We start from the raw sequence: 18,105 nt of genomic DNA on the forward strand, positions 1-18,105 counted from the left end.
CGATTTTCATGACGTCTCTTCAAGTGATGACTGGCAATGCCGTCGTCAAAACCGTCGTTGAAGAAGCCTGTTCAAAAACCGTCTATCAATCATGGATGAGTGAACGTGCTCCAGAATATCAACACGATGCGGTCATGTTTCTGAATCACTGCCTGGCCCAGGCCGAGCGGGAAAACTGCGACCTTCCGGCTCAGCCTGAAGCGCTGGAACACTGGATGGAGCAGAACGTAGGGGTCGTAGCCGATCACTATGCGCTCTACCTTGAACAACGTCGCGCCGGGCAGCCCAGGCGATTTTTCAAGACCAAGGCTCACGCGATGTATTTCATTCAGCAGGTCGCGCCGACCAAGCTGGTTGACGGCGCATGGCTGTATGGCTTGCTGCCGCATTGGGCAGACTACCGTTTTCACGGTCTGATTCGTACTTACCTGGAAGAACTGGGCGACGGCGAACAGGCGCAGAATCATGTCTCCCTTTATCGCAAGTTGCTGGCCGACCTGGACTGCGACACCAGCGCCCCACTGGCAGATGACGCCTATCTGCAAGGCGCCATTCAGCTGTCATTGGGGCAACTGAGCGAGCAGTACCTTCCCGAGGTGATTGGTTACAACCTGGGCTATGAACAGCTGCCGCTGCATTTGCTCATCACATCGTTCGAACTGAATGAACTGGGCATCGACCCTTATTACTTCACGCTGCATGTGACGATCGATAACGCCAGCACCGGCCACGCACGCAAGGCTGCGCAGAGCGTTCTTGAGCTGTTGCCTGTGGGCCAGGAACGCGACGAATTTTATCGCCGTGTCGCCAATGGCTACAGGCTGAACGAGTTGGGCATGGGCTCGACTGCTGTGATCCAGTCGTTCGATCTGGAGCAGGAGGTGATCGCCATGCTGGAGCGCAAGCGGACCTTCGGTCAGCACATGCATTCCGACTATTGCCGTCTGGACGGCAAGACAGTCAACGAGTGGCTTGCCGAGCCCGACCAGATCCCGGAGTTTCTTGCCGTGCTGCAAAACAGGGGCTGGATCAAGCGTCACGAAGACCCTCTCAATAGCCGCTTCTGGAAACTGTTCGAAGGGGTCGGTGCACCGATGTTCGGCGTGTTCAATGGCTACGAAAAGCAATTGGTGCACGACTGGATCGCCGGCGAATGGCTGTCGGATGGCAGCGCTCAGCAGCCTGTCGGCAAGCGGCTGCCGGAAGCATTTCGATCCCGTTTCCGCAATCTGCAAGGCGGTGCTCAGCCATTGCCGGTTCTTGCCGTGCCTGCATCGGCGGATGCTGACCCGGATGTGCGCGAGCTGCACATGAAACTCGAGTCGGCAGCAGCGTCCGAGAAGATGTCTACGTTGATCGAAAGCATGTCTCCGGCAAGGCACGCGACAGCCGCCGGGCTGCATGCCACTCGCCTGTTTGTCAGCAGCATGGCCGAACGAGTGACAGGAGCCCGCCCATGACTCAATCACTGCCCGACAGCGCCGCGCTGATTGCGCTCGCCCAGCGCCTCAAAACCAGTGGCTATCGTTTCATCACGCCCACGCCGTTGACTCATCAACACGTCAATCAACGCCCGGAGAACCGCACTGCGGTATCGCTGCGGGATGTCTTCGGATGGAGCCGTACGATACCGGAGTCCATGCTTCCGGTTGCAGAGGCTCAAGGGCTTTTGGAAGCCGGTATTCTTCAACGCAGCGAAGACGGCTTGAAGAGCCGGGTGAGATTTTCAAGCCTGGATGACTTGTTGCTGGTGCATTCCGCGTTTCCTACCGGCGATGAAGACTCGGTGTTTTTCGGTCCGGATACCTATCGCTTTGCGCACTCCATCAATCGTCATCTGCAAGGCACTTCACACTCGATCAGCCGTGCTGTCGACATCGGCTGTGGCACCGGCGCTGGTGCCCTGCTGATCGCAGTTGCGCGCCCGCAGGCGCAGGTATACGCCGTCGACATAAACCCCAAGGCCCTGCATTTCGCTCAGACCAACGCCAGGGTGGCCGGGCTGGAAAACATGCAATGCTGCCACAGCGACATCCTCTCGGGTCTGACGGGCAACTTCGACCTCATCGTTGCCAACCCGCCGTACATGAAAGACGCCAAACGCCGCGCCTACCGCCACGGTGGTGACGCATTGGGCGCGGACCTGTCAGTGCGCATCCTGCGCGAATCACTGGATCGCCTTACCCCGGGCGGCTCGTTGGTGCTCTATACCGGCGTGGCCATGGTGGGCGAGCACGACCCGTTCTTCGAGGCCGTACGCGGCGATATCGATCATGCGGCGCTGGCATGGACCTATCGCGAACTGGACCCGGATGTGTTTGGCGAAGAGTTGCTTGAAGAGGGTTACGAAGACGTGGACCGCATTGCAGCGGTGGAGCTGGTGGTGACAAGGCGGGCATGAGTAGCCAGAACCATGCAGCCTAGGTTCTGTACGAAAAGTCGGCGAGCGAAGGCCAGGCAAGGCAAAAACAGGCGAGGAACGGCCGGGGTCGCGCTCGACTCTACGTGTTGTAAATGAGCATTCCGATCGGACTCGCGCTCGAGCCTGTTTTTAACGCAGCATCACCGAGCGCAGCCACTTTACGTACAGAGCCTAGTGCCCCCTGAGCCAAAAGCCTTTCTTAAATACGATCATAAATACTGGTGCTGGTCATCGGCTCGCTACCTCAGTCATTGACTCTGACCGGCGCGCCGGTGATTTGAGTTGTGCCCTTGCTCACTGTGGTAATGGCATTGCCTTTGATCTCTATTCCGTCCGGCGTAAGGGTGATGCTGCTTTCGCCTACCTGAAGAATGATGTGCTGCTTGGCATTGACATGGATGAACTGGTTATCAACCTGAATCGTCAGTGAGCCTTCCTGAACACTCATCACAGCGTCTTTCTTGATGATCTCGGTTTGCATGCCATCAATTGTCATCAAGCGGTTGTTACCGACTTTGTGCGTCTCGTCGAATTCAATCTCGGTGTCCATGTTGCGCTCGGCGTGCATGATGACTTGCTCAGCACCGGCCTTGTCTTCAAAGCGAAAGAAGTTCGCTGTGCCGCCATGGCCTTTCATCGACCGGGTCAGGAAGCCACTTTGAGTCTTGTTGGCCGGGAGAGACCATGGCGGCGTGTTCTGGCTGTTGTAGAGACTGCCCATGATCAGCGGGCGGTCAGGGTTACCGTCGAGGAATACCACTACGACTTCGTCGCCGACACGAGGGATCTGAATGCTGCCGAAACCGCCGCTGGCACCGGATTGGGCAACGCGGACCCAGCAGGAGCTTTTGTCGTCGAACTGGCCATAGCGGTCCCAGTGAAACTGCACTTTTACACGGCCCATTTCATCAGTGTAGATTTCTTCGCCGGGGGGGCCGACGATGATGGCGGTTTGCGGGCCGCGGATTGCAGCCCGCGGTGTAGAAAGTCTATGCCTGTAAGGGATCTTACGACGGATGCACTCAAATGAATTCTGGTAACCGGGCTCACCGTGACTGAGATAGTTGTTCTGGCCTGAGTGATTTACGCTCAGCAATAAAAACTGCCTGTCCTCCTGGCTATCTTGGTCATGATCGTAGTGCTGCGTCAGCTCAAAGAAATATCCAGGCTCCATGACACGGCAGTTACTGGAACCCGAAAACTGCTTGCCTAATACCTCCATCGCCTCTAGCCGGTTTCGGGCTTTTTGTTGGCCATCTTCAAGATCAGTGTAACCGTATACCCCCTCATAATCGAAGGTTTCAAACTCTCCCATCTCGCCCTGTTTGGCGATTGATTTCATCTGTACCAGTTGCGGATCTCTGGGCTGTTTATAGTCGAAAGACTTCATGGCCAACTGAGTAGGCTGTAGGTTACGAGAGGACGACCACGTGGTGATCGAGTCAGCCTCTTCGGTGACAGATGCGCGATGATACCGAATGACGGGTTGAGCAGGCAGCGCAGGAAGATCGCGACTGTCATCCATGATCATCATGCAGTGTTCATCTTGGGAATGTTGAAACGTAAAAAATAAACCTTCAGCTTCGAGGAGACGAAGAATAAAATTTAAGTCTGACTCCATATACTGAGTACAGTAACTCATTTTCTTTAGAGGACGAGTCAGACGAAACTCAAATACTGCGAGGCTCTGATAATAGGAAAAAATTTCCCTTACAACCTCTTCTACTGTTTTGTCCTGAAAAACGCGCGAATCACTGCGCCTGCTAAGCAGCCAGACCCACGGCACCAGCCGCGCATGATAGCTGGCGACGCCTCCATCGGCCCCCAAATGCACGAAGTCCGATACGTGAGCACTAAGATGACGCACATTTCCATCAGCAAGGGTGAGACCGAGGGAAACCTTCTTGCCCACAAGCTTTTTCAACTCAATTCGAGCGTCACTTGATATCAGCGTGGCCTCAAACGCAAAAAGTTCAGAAATCGCTTCACGTCCTGAAAAATTTTCCAGACGCAGCTCTTGCTCGGGAGGCAGTGGCGAGTCAAAGGTGATTAGTCGACTGTTCTGCTGAGTCAACTGTTCCAGTGCATTAAAAATCATCTGTGCATCCTGCAATAAAGTCTGGAAGTGAATAATGAGACCGTCTGAGCTCTTATCTGTCAAGCTGCGCAGAGAGATGATGTGTGAACCGCCCCGGGTTTCTCGGAGACTCCAACCTTTGAGAGGATGGAGCGATGAAAAAACTACCGAAGTATTCCCCAGAGGTCCGTGAGCGGGCCATCAGGATGGTTTTCGAACACCTTCCTGAGTACGAGTCGCAGTGGGCCACCATCAGTGCCATTGCCCCCAAGATCGGCTGCACGCCCGAGACATTACGGCTGTGGGTTCGCCAATCTGAGCGCAACAGCGGCCAGCGTGATGGGCTGAGCACAGTCGAACGTGAGCGAGTCAAGCTCTTGGAGCGTGAGAACCGTCAGTTGCGTCAAGCTAACGAGATCTTGCGTAAGGCCTCAGCCTATTTTGCCCAGGCGGAGCTCGACCGCCCATTCAAACGATGAAGACGTTTATTGATGAAAACCGCCAGTCTTACGGGGTCGAGCCGATTTGCAAGGTGTTGCCAATCGCCCCGTCGACGTACTACCGGTACGCTGCTCAGCAGGCTGACCCCAGCCAGCAGTCAGCGCGTGCGCAGCGTGACCAGGAACTGGGTGAGCACATCCAGCGAGTCTGGGATGAGCACTTCCAGGTATATGGCGTGCGCAAGGTCTGGCGACAATTGCTGCGTGACGGACTGCAAGTCGCCCGCTGTACGGTGCAACGTCTGATGGGAGAGCTGGGCCTGCAAGGCGTGGTACGCGGCAAGCCCGTCAAGACGACGGTCAGCGACCAAGCCAGGCCGTGCCCGCAGGATCATGTCAACCGTCAGTTTGTGGCTGAGTGCCCGAACGCCCTATGGGTATCGGACTTTACCTACGTCAGTACCTGGCAGGGTTTTGTTTACGTGGCCTTCATCATTGATGTCTTTGCCCGATTCATCGTCGGTTGGAAGGTGTCCAGTTCAGCGCGTACCGATTTTGTACTCGATGCACTGGAGCAAGCCCTTTACGCCCGTCGCCCAGTCAAGCAGGGTGGACTCATTCACCACAGTGACCGTGGCGTGCAGTACGTGTCCATTCGCTATACCGAGCGTCTTGTCGAAGCCGGTATTGAGCCATCGGTCGGGAGTGTCGGTGACTCTTACGACAATGCTTTGGCTGAGACCATCAATGGTCTTTACAAGGCTGAAGTGATTCATCGACGCTCTTGGCCCACACGGGGGGCGGTGGAGCTGGAAACCCTGAAATGGGTGGACTGGTTCAATCACCGCCGCCTGCTGGAGCCAATCGGTCATATTCCACCGGTCGAAGCAGAAGCAATCTATTATCAGCAACTCACCGAGTCTGCCCAGGTGGCATGACTCAAACAAAAGGGTCTCCGAGAAACCCGGGGCGGTTCAGTGACTTGAGCCAGATGACGGCAGGAAATTATTTTTGTAACATTTTTAACAAAGGCACAGTTTGACCAGGATGCTGTCCGAGTTTACATTTGCGAAATTCAGGGAGGACACGATGGGACTGACCAACGAACAGGCTCAAAAGCTCGAGCATGACCTAGACACAAATCATACTGAAATGATAGTGCTGACCCTTCAAGACGCCAATCGCCTGGCGGCAGGCATCAGTTCCCCGCACGAAGGATCCACACAAACGCATTGGCTGTGCCCACGGACTGATAAAGAACTACTGGATGGGGGATGGGGCTGTACCAAGTCGCTTTACCAGAGCACTGCGCATCAGTGGGTTAATACCAACTGGGTAGTGCCTACCGGAATGGCAGCCCATGATACATTTAAGTTAGGGCAACTGTGGAAGCGCATCGGAGGCTATAAGACCCGACTTAAATATACAATAGTCAATGGTAAGGAATACGTTATCATCACGGGCAGGCCAGGACTAAGATCGGTGCTCAAAGGAACACGATATTTAGCTCAAAATGCGAAGCTTATTGAGGTAGGTATAGGTAAATACAGCCTCAATGGCGAGGCCATCAAGGGTTTCAAACTTTCCGCCTATGTCGCGGTAGGAATAGAATTACTTGAGCACTTTCTCTCTGACGAAAGTGTCATGTCTGACCTTTTCGTCGGCGTCGGCGTTGAGTTGGTCAAAGCGGGTATCGCAACGGCTGTCGGCTACGCAGCCGCAGGTGTCGCCGGTGTTTTCATAGGATCAGCAATAATACCTGTCGCTATCGGCGTAGCATTTGTTTTCGCAGCCAGTTATTTTTTAAACGTGATAGACAATAATAATGGAATCAAGAGCGGCTTAAAAGAACAGGTACGCCTCTACACCGACTATACAATCAACCACTTAGAAGAGCTCGGTGAAACCCTAAAAAAATCAATCCTGACAACATAAGAAACTCAATAAGAAGCCTTCCTGACAATCTTATTGATGCCTTGATGAGCGAAGCGGAAAAAGCCGCCAAAGACTGGTTCAAACGCAATGTCACCGATCAAATAATGCCCAACTTACCAGTCCCTGAACTCCCACGCCTAGGACAATTTAGGCTACCTAAGCTATGAAAAAAGTTAAAAGTGCATCCATCGACTCACTCCCCAAATACTTTCGCCTCATCACCGTGTTGGGGCTTTTACTGGCTATCCTGCTACTGGCCAGCGCCGTATATATAATTGTCGACGGCGTGACACCCGTCTATGGACGCCTCTGGAGAAACGCTCCGATCATAGAAGTTCAATATATAGCCTATGCCCTTCTTGCCGCGCCGTTTATTGCGATATTGATGGGATATGCTGCAATAGCGGCATTTACCACGCGAAAGGTTTTTTCTCCAGAACCCGGTACGCGTGCAGCAAAATTTCAAAGTGTAATGTTTAAGCTCTTCTTGAAAACGCTTCTGTATGTATCTCTTCCTCTGCCTATATTAACCACACTGTGGCTCGTATCGACCGGTTACTCGTTATGCAATGATCTGAGACCTTCAGGCTCTGGCTGGCAAACATTCTGGGTAAATAATCAAAATGCCTGCTTCAAACCCGACACTTATATTAATGATCACTGGCCATGTAAAGTGGTCGATGGTAAAAAAATGTGCCTTCAGGCAGATGGTCGCTAGTGTGCTGATTTCGAAATCTGTCAAATGTGGACATAAAAGTCGCCGTGTCCGATCCCTTGCTTTTTTCTGAATCGACACGGTAAACACGTGAAAATCCTTTGCTGAGAGCACAACGGCCTGTGCCTTCGGTTCAAGCACCTTGAGTCGAGGCGTTTCAACGCCTCTCTCGATGAGATGCATGAGGCAGTTACGTTGACGGTCCAGGAACTTAACTGGCTACTGGATAGATTTGATTTCTGACGTAACCGTCCACACAAGGTTTTGACTCTACGATTTTTCGCATGACTTAACTCAAGTCATGGAAGCGATGCCCGAACACCTCCCTGGCGGCCCCGCTCTTCTGAAAGAGATTCTGCATTCGCCAGCGCTATAGATCGAACCGCCCCCACCCCTTGAAGATTAGTAAGCGGGTATGCCGGCCTATAAATGTTATGTTATAACAATTAAAGGTTACCAAACGCAGTCCTCCAAAGCGACCCTTCAATCCATGATCAGCCCTCGTTTCCATTCCCGCCGTGCAGTCACAACGCTCTTCCTGCTGGCCAGCAGCGCGAGTTACGCAAACGCTTCCGAACAGGTCGAACTTGCTCCGTCCACGATTAACGCTACGGCCCAGTCGCAAGATGGAGAGCATCTAGATTCAGTTACCCATGCCGGTTCTCGCCTGTCATTGACGGCCTTGCAGACCCCGGCCAGCACCAGCTCGCTGAATGGCGACGAGGTGCGCAGTCGCGGTGACGAAAATGTGCAGCAGGCTGTGGCCCGCAGCCCCGGTATCACGGCGATCGGTACACCCGGCGACGGAGGCACGGCGTTGTCCGCGCGTGGTTTCACAGGTCAGGGCTCGGTGATGCAATTGTATGACGGCAGCCGCATGTACAGCGCCATGGGCACCGTCACCATGCCGGTCGATACCTGGGCAATCGACCGCATTGAAGTGCTGCGCGGCCCGGCCTCCGTGCTCTATGGCGAAGGCGCTACCGGGGCAGTGATCAATGTCATTCCCAAGAAACCTTTTGAAGGCGATATCGAAAACCACCTGCGCCTTGGCTACGGTTCGTACGATAGCCAGCAGACCGCGCTGGACAGCGGCGGCTCGTTAACCGATCAATTGAGTTACCGTTTGAACCTCAATCAGCTGCGCAGCAACGGCTGGATCGGTGACGGCGACTCGCAAAGCACGTTTTTCAGTGGTGCCCTGCGCTGGCAGGCCAGCGAAGACCTGTCGTTCACCCTCGCCCATGACGGCGGCAATCAGCGCCCGATGAACTACTTCGGCGTGCCGATGATCAATGGCCGTTATCACGAAGGCTTGCGAGACAAGAACTACAACATCGAGAACGACAAGCAACATTACGACGACCAATGGACGCGGCTGACCACCGACTGGCAGATCTCCGACCGGCTCACTTCATCCAACGAGCTTTACTACCTGACCTCGCACCGAGGCTGGCAGAACGCCGAAAACTACAACTGGGACGCTGTTACTCAGCAGCTGTCGCGCAGCGGCTATTTCAGCATCAAGCACAATCAGGAGCAGGCGGGAGATCGGCAGACGTTCACCTTCAAACACAGTCTGGGCGGGCTGGATAGCCAGAGTGTGCTGGGAATGGACGTCAACCGTATCCGTTTCAAGCTGACCAACAATTCGCCCTACAACGATGTGAATCCCGCGGGAGACCCCATTGATATCGAACATCCGGCACCGGGCAATTTTCAGAGTGCGTCGCCCTATTCGGAGCTGTTCAAAAGCACGACCCGACAACTGTCGGTCTTCGGGGAAAACCGCACGCAACTGAGCGACCAACTCTCGGTGATCACAGGCGTGCGCCGTGACTACGTGGATATCGAACGCAACGCCCTGCGTGACGACAGCCGCACAGAAAAGGACCTGATCGGCAACAACTGGAAAATCGGACTGGTTTACGCGCTGATGCCGGACAGCTCTGCCTACGCTCAATACTCGACCAGCACCGATGGCGTTGGCAGCCTTGTCTCGCTCAACCCCACGCAGCAACAATTCGACCTCGCCACCGCCAGGCAATCGGAGGTGGGTTTCAAACAGGCCCTGTGGGACCAGCGCCTGGAGTGGACGCTGGCGGCTTACCATATCGTCAAGAAAAAGCTGCTCACTACCGATGCCGGCAATCCTGACCTCACCCAACAGGTAGGCCAGCAGTCTTCCGACGGGCTTGAGGCCAGCATGAAGCTGCAACTGCCGCAGGACTGGGCCCTGAGCGCCAACGCGGCCTTCGTTCGTGCGCGCTATGACCAATTTGATCAGAGCGTATCGGGCGTGGCCGTCTCGCGTGACGGCAATACACCCGTCGATGTGCCAAAGCGCACGGCCAACCTGTGGCTCGAAAAACAGCTCGGCAGCGCTGTGCAGATCGGCGCCGGGCTGCGCTACGTCGACAGCCGTTACGCCGATATCGCCAACACCCGCGAACTGCCCGCCTACACCGTGGCGGACGCCAGCCTGTCATGGAAAGCACTGCGCAATACCACGCTCGGCTTGCAGGCGCGCAATCTGTTTGATCGGCAATACGCAGCGAGTCAGTACAACGAAGGCCAGCAATGGATTCTGGGTGAACCCCGCTCGCTGTACGTGACTGCGGACCTGAGTTTCTGATGCTTGCGCTAGAGCGTATCGCGTGGGCGCCGGAACAGGCGTCGGTCTGCGCGCACGAACACTTCGCCCTGAAAGATATCGACCTGCAGATCGCTGCCGGCGAGTTTGTCGGCCTGATCGGTCCCAATGGTAGCGGCAAGACCAGCCTGCTGCGCTGCGCATTCCGCTACAGTCGTCCGCACAGTGGCAAGGTTGCGATCAACGCTCACGATATCTGGTCCCGCAGCCCGCGCTGGTGCGCCCGGCACGTCGCAGTGGTCGCTCAGGAATTCCCCGATGCATTCGGCCTGACGCTGCTGGACGTGACGAGCATGGGCCGCGCGCCTCATCAGGGCTTCTTCGCTGCGGACAGCGCCCACGACCGCGCGATTGTGCAGAGCGCTTTGAACGCCGTAGGGCTGGCGGGCTATGAACAGCATCGGTTCGACACATTGTCCGGCGGCGAGAAACAGCGTTGCCTGCTGGCGCGGGCACTGGTGCAAGAACCTCGGTTGATGGTGCTGGACGAGCCGACCAATCACCTGGACCCGCGCCATCAACTGGAACTGCTGGGGCTGGTCAAGCAGCTCGGCGTGGCGACGCTGGCCAGTATCCATGACCTGAATCTGGCGGCGGCATTCTGTGATCGCCTGTGTGTCATTCATCACGGCAGGCTCATTGCGCAAGGCACGCCCCAGGAAGTGCTGACCCCGGAAATGCTGCTCCACGTATTCGGCGCCAAGGCGCTGGTCGACAGCTACCCTCTGCGTGATTACCCGCGCATTACCTGGATACCCTGAAATGAACGCCATGCTCACCCGCCTGGCTTTGATCACCTTGTTGTGCAGCCCGATGGTGCAAGCGCAACCCAGCGCCTACCCCGTCACCGTGCAAAGCTGCGACCGCTCGGTGACCTTCACGGCTGCGCCGCAGCGTGCAGTCAGCAACGATGTAAACCTCACCAAAATGATGGTTGCCCTGGGCTTGCAATCACACATGGTCGGCTACAGCGGCATCACCGGCTGGAACAAACCTGATCAGGCCCTGCTGCGCGACCTTGGCAACCTGCCCGAGCTGGCCAGCAAATACCCGTCTCTGGAAACACTGCTCAATGCCAACGCCGACTTCTACTTTGCCGGCTGGAACTATGGCATGCAGGTGGGGGGCGACGTCACGCCGCAGAGCCTGGCCCCATTGGGTATTCAGGCCTATGAACTGACCGAGTCCTGCGCGCAGATAATGCCGCGCGCTGAAGCCACACTTGCGGATGTCTACAACGACTTGCTGAACCTGGGTCGGATATTCGACGTGCAGGCCCGCGCAGAGGCGCTGGTTGCGCAAATGCGCCGCAGCGTGAGCGAGGTTCAGGCAAGCGTGGCAGGCAAATCGTCGCCCAGGGTTTTCCTGTATGACAGCGGTGAAGACCGGCCCATGACCGCCGGGCGGCTGGCAATACCCCAGGCACTGATCAGCGCCGCAGGCGGGCAGAATGTCATGGGCGACGTCGCGGCCAGCTGGACCCACGTCAACTGGGAGTCGGTTGTGCAAAGCAACCCCGAGGTTATCGTGATCGTCGACTACGGCGAAGTCAGCGCCGCGCAGAAACAGCACTTCCTTGAAAGCAACCCGGCGCTGCAATCCGTCGACGCGATCCGCAACCGACGCTATGTCGTGCTGCCCTACGTGGCGGTGACGCCAGGCATCGACAACGTCGCGGCCATCGAGACGCTTGCAGCAGCATTTCATGACGTGACGCGATGACCCTGGCGCAGTGGCTGACCGAGCACCCTCGCCGTTACACGGGGTTGCTGATCACTCTGACGCTCGTGCTGCTGATGTCATGTCTGGTGTGCATCACCTTCGGCGCGGCCCCTGTGCCGTTGAACCGGGTGATGGATATCCTGATGTTCAAGCTGTTCGGCGCCAGCGAAAACCCACCTCTCTGGGCCGCGGGACAGGAAACCATCGTCTGGCTGATACGCACGCCCCGCGTGTTACTGGGCGTACTGGCAGGCGCGGGACTGGCCCTGATCGGCAGCGTCCTGCAAGCAGCGACGCGCAACCCGCTGGCCGACCCTCACCTGCTGGGCGCGACCTCGGGCGCGACACTTGGCGCGGTTATCGTGGTCATGCATGTAGGAGAAGTGCTTGGCACGCTGACATTGCCACTGGCTGCGTTTGTCGGCTCGCTGGTCAGCCTGTGCCTGGTGCTGTGGCTGGCCAGCCACAAAGGCCGCCTGGACAGCCAACGCCTGCTGCTCGGCGGCGTGGCCGTGTCCTTTGTAATGATGGCGATCGCTAACCTGTCGTTGTTTCTGGGCGATCACCGCGCCAGCTCCTCAGTGCTGTTCTGGATGCTCGGCGGGCTGGGGCTGGGGCTGGCGCGCTGGGAGCTGCTTGTTGTGCCACTGATCACGGTTCTGTCTGGCTGGGTTCTTTTGCAAGGGCTGGGTCGTTCCCTGAACGCACTGATGGGCGGCGATCAGAGCGCCACAAGCCTTGGTCTGCAAGTACGCAATGTGCGCCTGCTGGTTTTCCTGATCGCCTCACTGATGACAGGCGTACTGGTCGCGCTGTGCGGCTCCATAGGTTTCGTCGGCCTGATGGTGCCGCACATCGCCAGACGTCTGGTGGGGTCGGAGCATCGACGACTGCTGCCCGTCGCCACGCTTCTGGGTGCTTTGTTGATGATCTGGGTGGATGTCATTTCCCGCACGCTTATCGCGCCAGAAGATCTGCCTATCGGTATTGCGACGGCTTTGTTGGGAGGGTTGTTTTTTATTTTCATGATGAAGCGAAACTAGAGGCTGCCAACTGATCACTTGAAGTATGACCGCCCTTGGCTTTTTCACTACATGACAAACTCATGTCATCGTTTCTTAACACATTTATGACATTTATCTTGCGCTAGTTGTTCAAGACGCGTTCGGGCGCCTGAAACAAACCAGGCTCCTCAATTCATGGAGCAGAAGGAGCAGCACTTGAAAGTGACAGTGTTCGGAACCGGTTATGTGGGGCTTACCCTTGCCGCCTGCCTGGCGGAAGTGGGCCACACCGTATGCTGCATGGATGTCGACAGCAAACGCATTGATGCGCTGCGCGAAGGCATATGCCCTATATTCGAGCCCGGTCTTGGCGAACTTCTCCGCAACGGCCTGGACTGCAAAAGACTAAGTTTCACAATCGATGAAGTGCACGCCAGCCGCGTTGCAGAGTTGGTATTCATCGCAGTTGGCACACCAGCGCAAGCCGACGGCAAAGCAGACCTGAGCCAGGTGTTTGCCGTGCTGCGCTCCGTGCTCAGACACGCTGACGGTGCTCGGATCATTGTCAACAAGTCCACTTCGCCCGTGGGGACAGTTGACCGCCTGCTCGCTGAAATCGCTGCCAGTCCACGACGCGATGACGGCTTTGAAGTGATCAGCAACCCAGAGTTTTTCAAGGAAGGCTGCGCGGTCAGTGATTGCCTGCGTCCGGATCGCATTATCGTCGGCGGGGCCAGCCCGCGAGCGCTGGAGCAGATGCGCGAGTTGTATCAGCCGTTCAGTCGCAACCGCGAGAAGTTTGTGATCATGGATGCCCGTAGCGCGGAACTGGCCAAGTACGCTGCCAACTGCCTGCTGGCGACCAAGATTTCGTTCATCAACGAGATGGCCAACCTGGCCGAACAGGTGGGTGCCGACATAGAACAGGTCCGGCTTGGCATTGGCTCCGACCCTCGCATTGGCTACGACTTCATTTACCCAGGCTGCGGCTTCGGTGGCTCATGCTTTCCCAAGGACTTGCAGGCGCTGATCGGCACAGCCAGCGAGAACGGGGTGGAGACAGCGCTGCTCAATGCTGTCGAACAGGTCAATCGCCGCCAGAAGCACCGTCTGTTTAAAAATATCCACGCTCATTATCACGGCGAACTCAGGGGCAAGGTCTTCGCTGTCTGGGGGCTGGCCTTCAAACCCAATACCGACGATATTCGCGAAGCATCCAGCCATGCCCTGCTTGAAGCACTCTGGGCAGCCGGTGCCAGGGTTCAGGCCCACGACCCGCAGGCGATCGAAGCTATCAGGCATCATTATGGCGAGCGTGATGACCTGCAACTGGTGCAGTGCAAGCAAGATGCTCTGGAAGGTGCAGACGCTCTGGTAGTGGTGACCGAATGGCAGGACTACCGGGTTCTGGATCTGGACCAGCTCGGCGAGAAACTGCGGGATCGAGCGGTTTTCGATGGCCGCAACCTGTTCGACCCGTCGCAATTGCGTGATGCCGGATTTGCCTACTATGGCATTGGTCGTGGCCAGGCGATCCAGCCATGACGGTGCTCGTGACAGGTGCTGCCGGATTCATTGGCTTCCATGTCGCCAAACGTCTGTGCGAGCTCGGTATAGAGGTCGTCGGTATCGACAACCTCAACGACTATTACAGCGTCGAACTTAAACAATCGCGACTGGCCATACTCCAGCGCTTGCCTGGTTTCACGTTCAACAGGCTGGACATCACCGATGCCGAAGGTCTGTCCGCCCTGTTCTCGCACAATGAATTCGAACAGGTCATCCACCTGGCAGCCCAGGCCGGTGTGCGTTATTCGCTTGAGCAACCGAATGTTTACGCCCAATCCAATCTGGTCGGCTTTATCAACGTGCTCGAGGCCTGTCGGCAGTACAGACCAGCGCACCTGATCTACGCGTCGAGCAGCTCGGTCTACGGCGCCAATACGCGCATGCCGTTTCAGGTTGAGGATGCCGTCGACCGGCCGCTGTCCCTGTATGCCGCCACCAAGCGCGCCAATGAACTCACCGCCTACAGCTATTCCCACCTGTACGGCCTGCGCGCCACAGGGCTGCGTTTTTTCACCGTCTACGGACCTTGGGGCCGGCCTGACATGGCGCTGTTCAAGTTCACAAAAGCCATGTTGGCCGGACAGCCTGTGGATATCTACAACCATGGCGAAATGGCCCGGGACTTCACTTACATCGACGATATTGTCGAAAGCATCCTGCGTCTGCGCTTGCTGCCGCCCGACACGGTTGGCAGCGAGCCACCTCACCAACTCTTCAACATCGGCCGCGGTCAGCCCGTCAAGCTGCTGGAGTTCATCGATTGCCTGGAGGCCGCGCTAGGCCTGCGCGCCGAGCGACGCTACCTGCCTTTGCAAGCAGGCGACGTATTGAAAACCTGGGCTGACGTCAGTGCGCTGAGCCAATGGATCGACTTTCAACCACAGGTCTCGGTCGACACCGGCGTCAGGGCCTTCGTCGACTGGTATCGGGAGCATTATCAGGCCCGGCTCTGTGTGCCACTTCAATAACAAGGACTTCCATGACCACGCCCACCTTTCTCTCCGTCGTGATACCGGCCAAAAATGAAGCCGATAACCTGCCCAGCCTTATAAAAGAGATTTGCACAGCGCTGGACGGTGAGCGCTACGAGATACTGGTCGTTGACGACGGCAGCACAGACGACACCTTGAAAGTGCTGACTCACCTCAAGGACAGCGGGCTGACCGTGTTGCGGATCCTGCGCCACGAGCAGTCGCTCGGGCAGAGCACCTCGGTCTATCACGCGGCACTGGCGGCCAACGGCACCTGGCTGGCGACCCTGGACGGTGACGGTCAGAACGACCCTGCGGACATTCCAAGAATGCTGGCGTTGGTACGCGCTCACGAAGCAGGCCCCGGGGCGATCCAGCTGGTGGCAGGGCACCGTGTGAATCGTCGCGATACGGCCAGTAAACGCTGGGCCTCGCGATTCGCAAACGGCCTGCGTAGTCGCCTTCTCAAGGACGCTACCCCAGACACCGGTTGCGGTCTGAAACTGATTGAGCGAGCAGCTTTTCTGCGCCTGCCGTACTTCGACCATATGCACCGGTTCATTCCAGCGCTGATTCAGCGGCATAACGGCCGTATGGTCACGCACCCCGTCAACCACCGCCATCGCCAGGCCGGCGTGTCCAAGTACGGCAATCTGGACCGCGCACTGGTGGGCATTCTGGATCTGGTCGGCGTCTGGTGGCTGATCCGCCGGACCCGCCTGGATGTTGAAGCACAGGAACTGCGGTCATGAAACCGGACAACGAAACCTTCTGGCTGATCCTCGGCTTTGTCGGGCAGGCCGTCTTTACCGGACGCTTTGTCCTGCAATGGCTGTACAGCGAATTCAAGAAGCGCAGCATCATTCCGGTGGGCTTCTGGTACCTGAGCATGCTGGGCAGCACTATCTTGCTGGCTTACGCCATTTATCGACAGGACCCGGTCTTCATTGCCGGCCAGTCCTTTGGTCTGCTGGTGTACATGCGCAACCTGCAGCTGATCAGCCGACAGGCCAAGACACCCGAGGGGCAATGACATTGCGAACTCAACTTTCGCCTCGCCTCGAGGGATGGCTACTGGTCGCACTGGCCGTTTTACTGGTCGGTGCCGGCCTGGGCCTGCGTCTACCGCAGAACGTGGACGAAGAACGTTTTCTGGGCGTTGCTCTGGAAATGCTGCAGAACGGCTCGTGGTTCGTCCCGCACAGGGCCGGGGAGATTTATGCCGACAAGCCGCCGCTGTTCATGTGGGCTACCGCATTCTTCATCTGGTTGACGGGCAGCCCGAACATCGCGCTTTACCTGCCCGGGCTGCTCTCTGCAGGCGCGACCTCCGCAGTCCTCTACGATCTGGGCAGCCGTCTGTGGAACCGACGTATCGGACGGTACGCCGCCTTGCTGTTCCTGGCGACCTATCAGACCTACAGCATCCTGCGCACCGGACAAATCGATAGCTTCCTGTGCTTATGGATTGCGCTGGGCTTCTATGGGCTGGTTCGCCACTTGTTGCTCGGACCGGCCTGGGGCTGGTTTTATTTCAGCTGTGCGGCCATGGGCCTGGGCATTATCACCAAGGGCGTCGGTTTTGTTCCCGCATTGATGTTGATCCCTTACGCCTATGCCGCGCGTAAAGGCTGGTCCGGTGTCGTGGCCATGCCTGGACAGATAGGCCGCTGGGCGCTGGGTCTACTGGCGTTATTACTTGCATGCTGCGTGTGGCTGGTGCCGATGGTTATCTCGGTCGTGCGTGATGGCGGGCCGGAAGGCTTCGCCTATGTGCAGGAAATACTCTTGCACCAGACGGCTAATCGCTACGCCAGCGCCTGGGACCATCGCGAGCCATTCTGGTATTTCTTCGTCAAAGTCATCCCCCAGTATTGGCTGCCATTGGTGCTGGTGCTGCCCTGGCTGATCCCGGCATGGCGCCGACAACTGAGCAAGCGGGATGGCCGGGTTATGGTACTGCTCGGCTGGGTCTTGCTGGTGCTGTTGTTCTTCAGCCTCTCCAGTGGCAAACGCAAGATCTACATCTTTCCGGCGCTGCCCGGTCTGGTACTGGTCGCTGCCCCCTTGCTGCCCTGGTTGTTGAAACGCTGGTTCCACGACCGCGTCAGGGCTGGGCGACTGGTCCCCGCAGTGGTGGTTGTCTGGCTCAGCCTGTGGTTCGCCAGAGGGTTCATCGAACCCGTCATAGAGGGAGAAATCCACACAAGAGCCTGATGGAACAAGCCGCCAGCGTCACCCAGGGAGCCGACCTGGTACTGGTCAACTGGCGCGAGGGCCACTGGCTGTATGCACGCCAACCCATCGTGCATTTCGGTTTTGCCAAGCCGTCGGCAATCGAACAGTCAGCCCGTTGGCTACGAGAACATCCCGACACCTTTGCTCTGGTCCCGGGTGAACAATTGGCCAATTGCTTCTTGCCGGAAAAAGCCCGGCCGCTGGGTCAGACCTCCAGAGCTGACTGGTTCATCGTCGATGCCGATGCCGACAACGGCCTGTGTAAACCGGAACCGCTCATGAAAGCCTATCGCTTCGCCTGGCAGCAGAATGTTGATTAATCACCCGCCCAGCCGCCCGACACGCGGGAGTGCCTGAAG

15 protein-coding genes, 1 pseudogene and 1 other annotated feature are annotated in these 18,105 nt (G+C 57.0%); of the genes and pseudogenes, 15 read left to right on the plus strand and 1 reads right to left on the minus strand.

Annotated features, from left to right (window positions below):
- Nucleotides 1-8 precede the first annotated feature (8 nt).
- Both AC4ANE_RS27345 and AC4ANE_RS27350 read left to right on the plus strand, forming a co-directional pair.
- Nucleotides 9-1,460, plus strand: a complete 1,452-nt coding sequence (locus AC4ANE_RS27345; protein ID WP_002555974.1) for an iron-containing redox enzyme family protein — start codon at nucleotides 9-11, stop codon at nucleotides 1,458-1,460.
- A complete protein-coding gene (locus AC4ANE_RS27350; protein WP_002555975.1) occupies nucleotides 1,457-2,401 on the plus strand; it encodes a N5-glutamine methyltransferase family protein in 945 nt (314 codons plus the stop codon). The genes AC4ANE_RS27345 and AC4ANE_RS27350 overlap by 4 nt, the downstream gene beginning before the upstream one ends.
- 265 nt (nucleotides 2,402-2,666) lie before the next feature.
- Here AC4ANE_RS27350 and AC4ANE_RS27355 read toward each other — a convergent pair whose 3' ends face one another.
- Nucleotides 2,667-4,520 carry a type VI secretion system Vgr family protein gene (locus AC4ANE_RS27355; RefSeq protein ID WP_460408636.1) on the minus strand — a complete coding sequence of 618 codons (1,854 nt, stop codon included), beginning with the start codon at nucleotides 4,518-4,520 and terminating at the stop codon, nucleotides 2,667-2,669.
- Between the two features lie 134 nt (nucleotides 4,521-4,654).
- Here AC4ANE_RS27355 and AC4ANE_RS27360 point away from each other — a divergent pair.
- From AC4ANE_RS27360 to AC4ANE_RS27420, 13 genes and pseudogenes are all read left to right on the plus strand, one after another.
- Nucleotides 4,655-5,877 (plus strand): IS3-like element IS51 family transposase gene (locus tag AC4ANE_RS27360; RefSeq protein ID WP_095178853.1). Its coding sequence is split into 2 segments (ribosomal slippage): nucleotides 4,655-4,940 and nucleotides 4,940-5,877, totalling 1,224 coding nucleotides; the frame shifts between segments, so codons are not numbered across the junction.
- Nucleotides 4,933-5,049 (plus strand) — a sequence feature (AL1L pseudoknot). (Overlaps the previous gene by 117 nt.)
- A gap of 151 nt (nucleotides 5,878-6,028) precedes the next feature.
- Entirely contained in the window at nucleotides 6,029-6,874 is an 846-nt protein-coding gene (locus AC4ANE_RS27365) for a hypothetical protein (RefSeq protein WP_460408638.1), read from the plus strand.
- Between the two features lie 163 nt (nucleotides 6,875-7,037).
- Nucleotides 7,038-7,592 carry a hypothetical protein gene (locus AC4ANE_RS27370; protein WP_044423902.1) on the plus strand — a complete coding sequence of 185 codons (555 nt, stop codon included), beginning with the start codon at nucleotides 7,038-7,040 and terminating at the stop codon, nucleotides 7,590-7,592.
- A gap of 117 nt (nucleotides 7,593-7,709) precedes the next feature.
- Entirely contained in the window at nucleotides 7,710-7,832 is a 123-nt protein-coding gene (locus AC4ANE_RS27375) for a hypothetical protein (RefSeq protein ID WP_369008453.1), read from the plus strand.
- A gap of 247 nt (nucleotides 7,833-8,079) precedes the next feature.
- Complete coding sequence (locus AC4ANE_RS27380; RefSeq protein ID WP_223812448.1) at nucleotides 8,080-10,224, plus strand: TonB-dependent receptor; 2,145 nt, start codon at nucleotides 8,080-8,082, stop codon at nucleotides 10,222-10,224.
- Nucleotides 10,224-11,003 (plus strand): ABC transporter ATP-binding protein, encoded by a 780-nt coding sequence (locus AC4ANE_RS27385; RefSeq protein WP_031597001.1) that lies wholly within the window; start codon nucleotides 10,224-10,226, stop codon nucleotides 11,001-11,003. Before AC4ANE_RS27380 ends, AC4ANE_RS27385 begins: the two co-directional genes overlap by 1 nt.
- Before the next feature lies 1 nt (nucleotide 11,004).
- Nucleotides 11,005-11,964 (plus strand): ABC transporter substrate-binding protein, encoded by a 960-nt coding sequence (locus AC4ANE_RS27390; RefSeq protein WP_031597003.1) that lies wholly within the window; start codon nucleotides 11,005-11,007, stop codon nucleotides 11,962-11,964.
- A complete protein-coding gene (locus tag AC4ANE_RS27395; RefSeq protein WP_460408639.1) occupies nucleotides 11,961-13,007 on the plus strand; it encodes a FecCD family ABC transporter permease in 1,047 nt (348 codons plus the stop codon). Before AC4ANE_RS27390 ends, AC4ANE_RS27395 begins: the two co-directional genes overlap by 4 nt.
- Nucleotides 13,008-13,184: 177 nt before the next feature.
- Nucleotides 13,185-14,513 carry a UDP-glucose dehydrogenase family protein gene (locus tag AC4ANE_RS27400; protein ID WP_010213808.1) on the plus strand — a complete coding sequence of 443 codons (1,329 nt, stop codon included), beginning with the start codon at nucleotides 13,185-13,187 and terminating at the stop codon, nucleotides 14,511-14,513.
- Entirely contained in the window at nucleotides 14,510-15,505 is a 996-nt protein-coding gene (locus tag AC4ANE_RS27405; RefSeq protein ID WP_010213810.1) for an NAD-dependent epimerase, read from the plus strand. The genes AC4ANE_RS27400 and AC4ANE_RS27405 overlap by 4 nt, the downstream gene beginning before the upstream one ends.
- 11 nt (nucleotides 15,506-15,516) lie before the next feature.
- On the plus strand, nucleotides 15,517-16,260 hold the full coding sequence (locus AC4ANE_RS27410; protein ID WP_057425013.1) for a glycosyltransferase family 2 protein: 744 nt from the start codon (nucleotides 15,517-15,519) through the stop codon (nucleotides 16,258-16,260).
- The gene (locus tag AC4ANE_RS27415; protein ID WP_031597010.1) at nucleotides 16,257-16,541 is read left to right on the plus strand and encodes a lipid-A-disaccharide synthase N-terminal domain-containing protein; all 285 of its coding nucleotides are present in this window, start codon (nucleotides 16,257-16,259) and stop codon (nucleotides 16,539-16,541) included. The genes AC4ANE_RS27410 and AC4ANE_RS27415 overlap by 4 nt, the downstream gene beginning before the upstream one ends.
- A pseudogene (locus tag AC4ANE_RS27420) lies at nucleotides 16,538-18,066 on the plus strand (ArnT family glycosyltransferase). The gene AC4ANE_RS27415 and the pseudogene AC4ANE_RS27420 overlap by 4 nt, the downstream one beginning before the upstream one ends.
- Nucleotides 18,067-18,105 lie beyond the last annotated feature (39 nt).

This window comes from Pseudomonas sp. Pme6b (assembly GCF_058129925.1).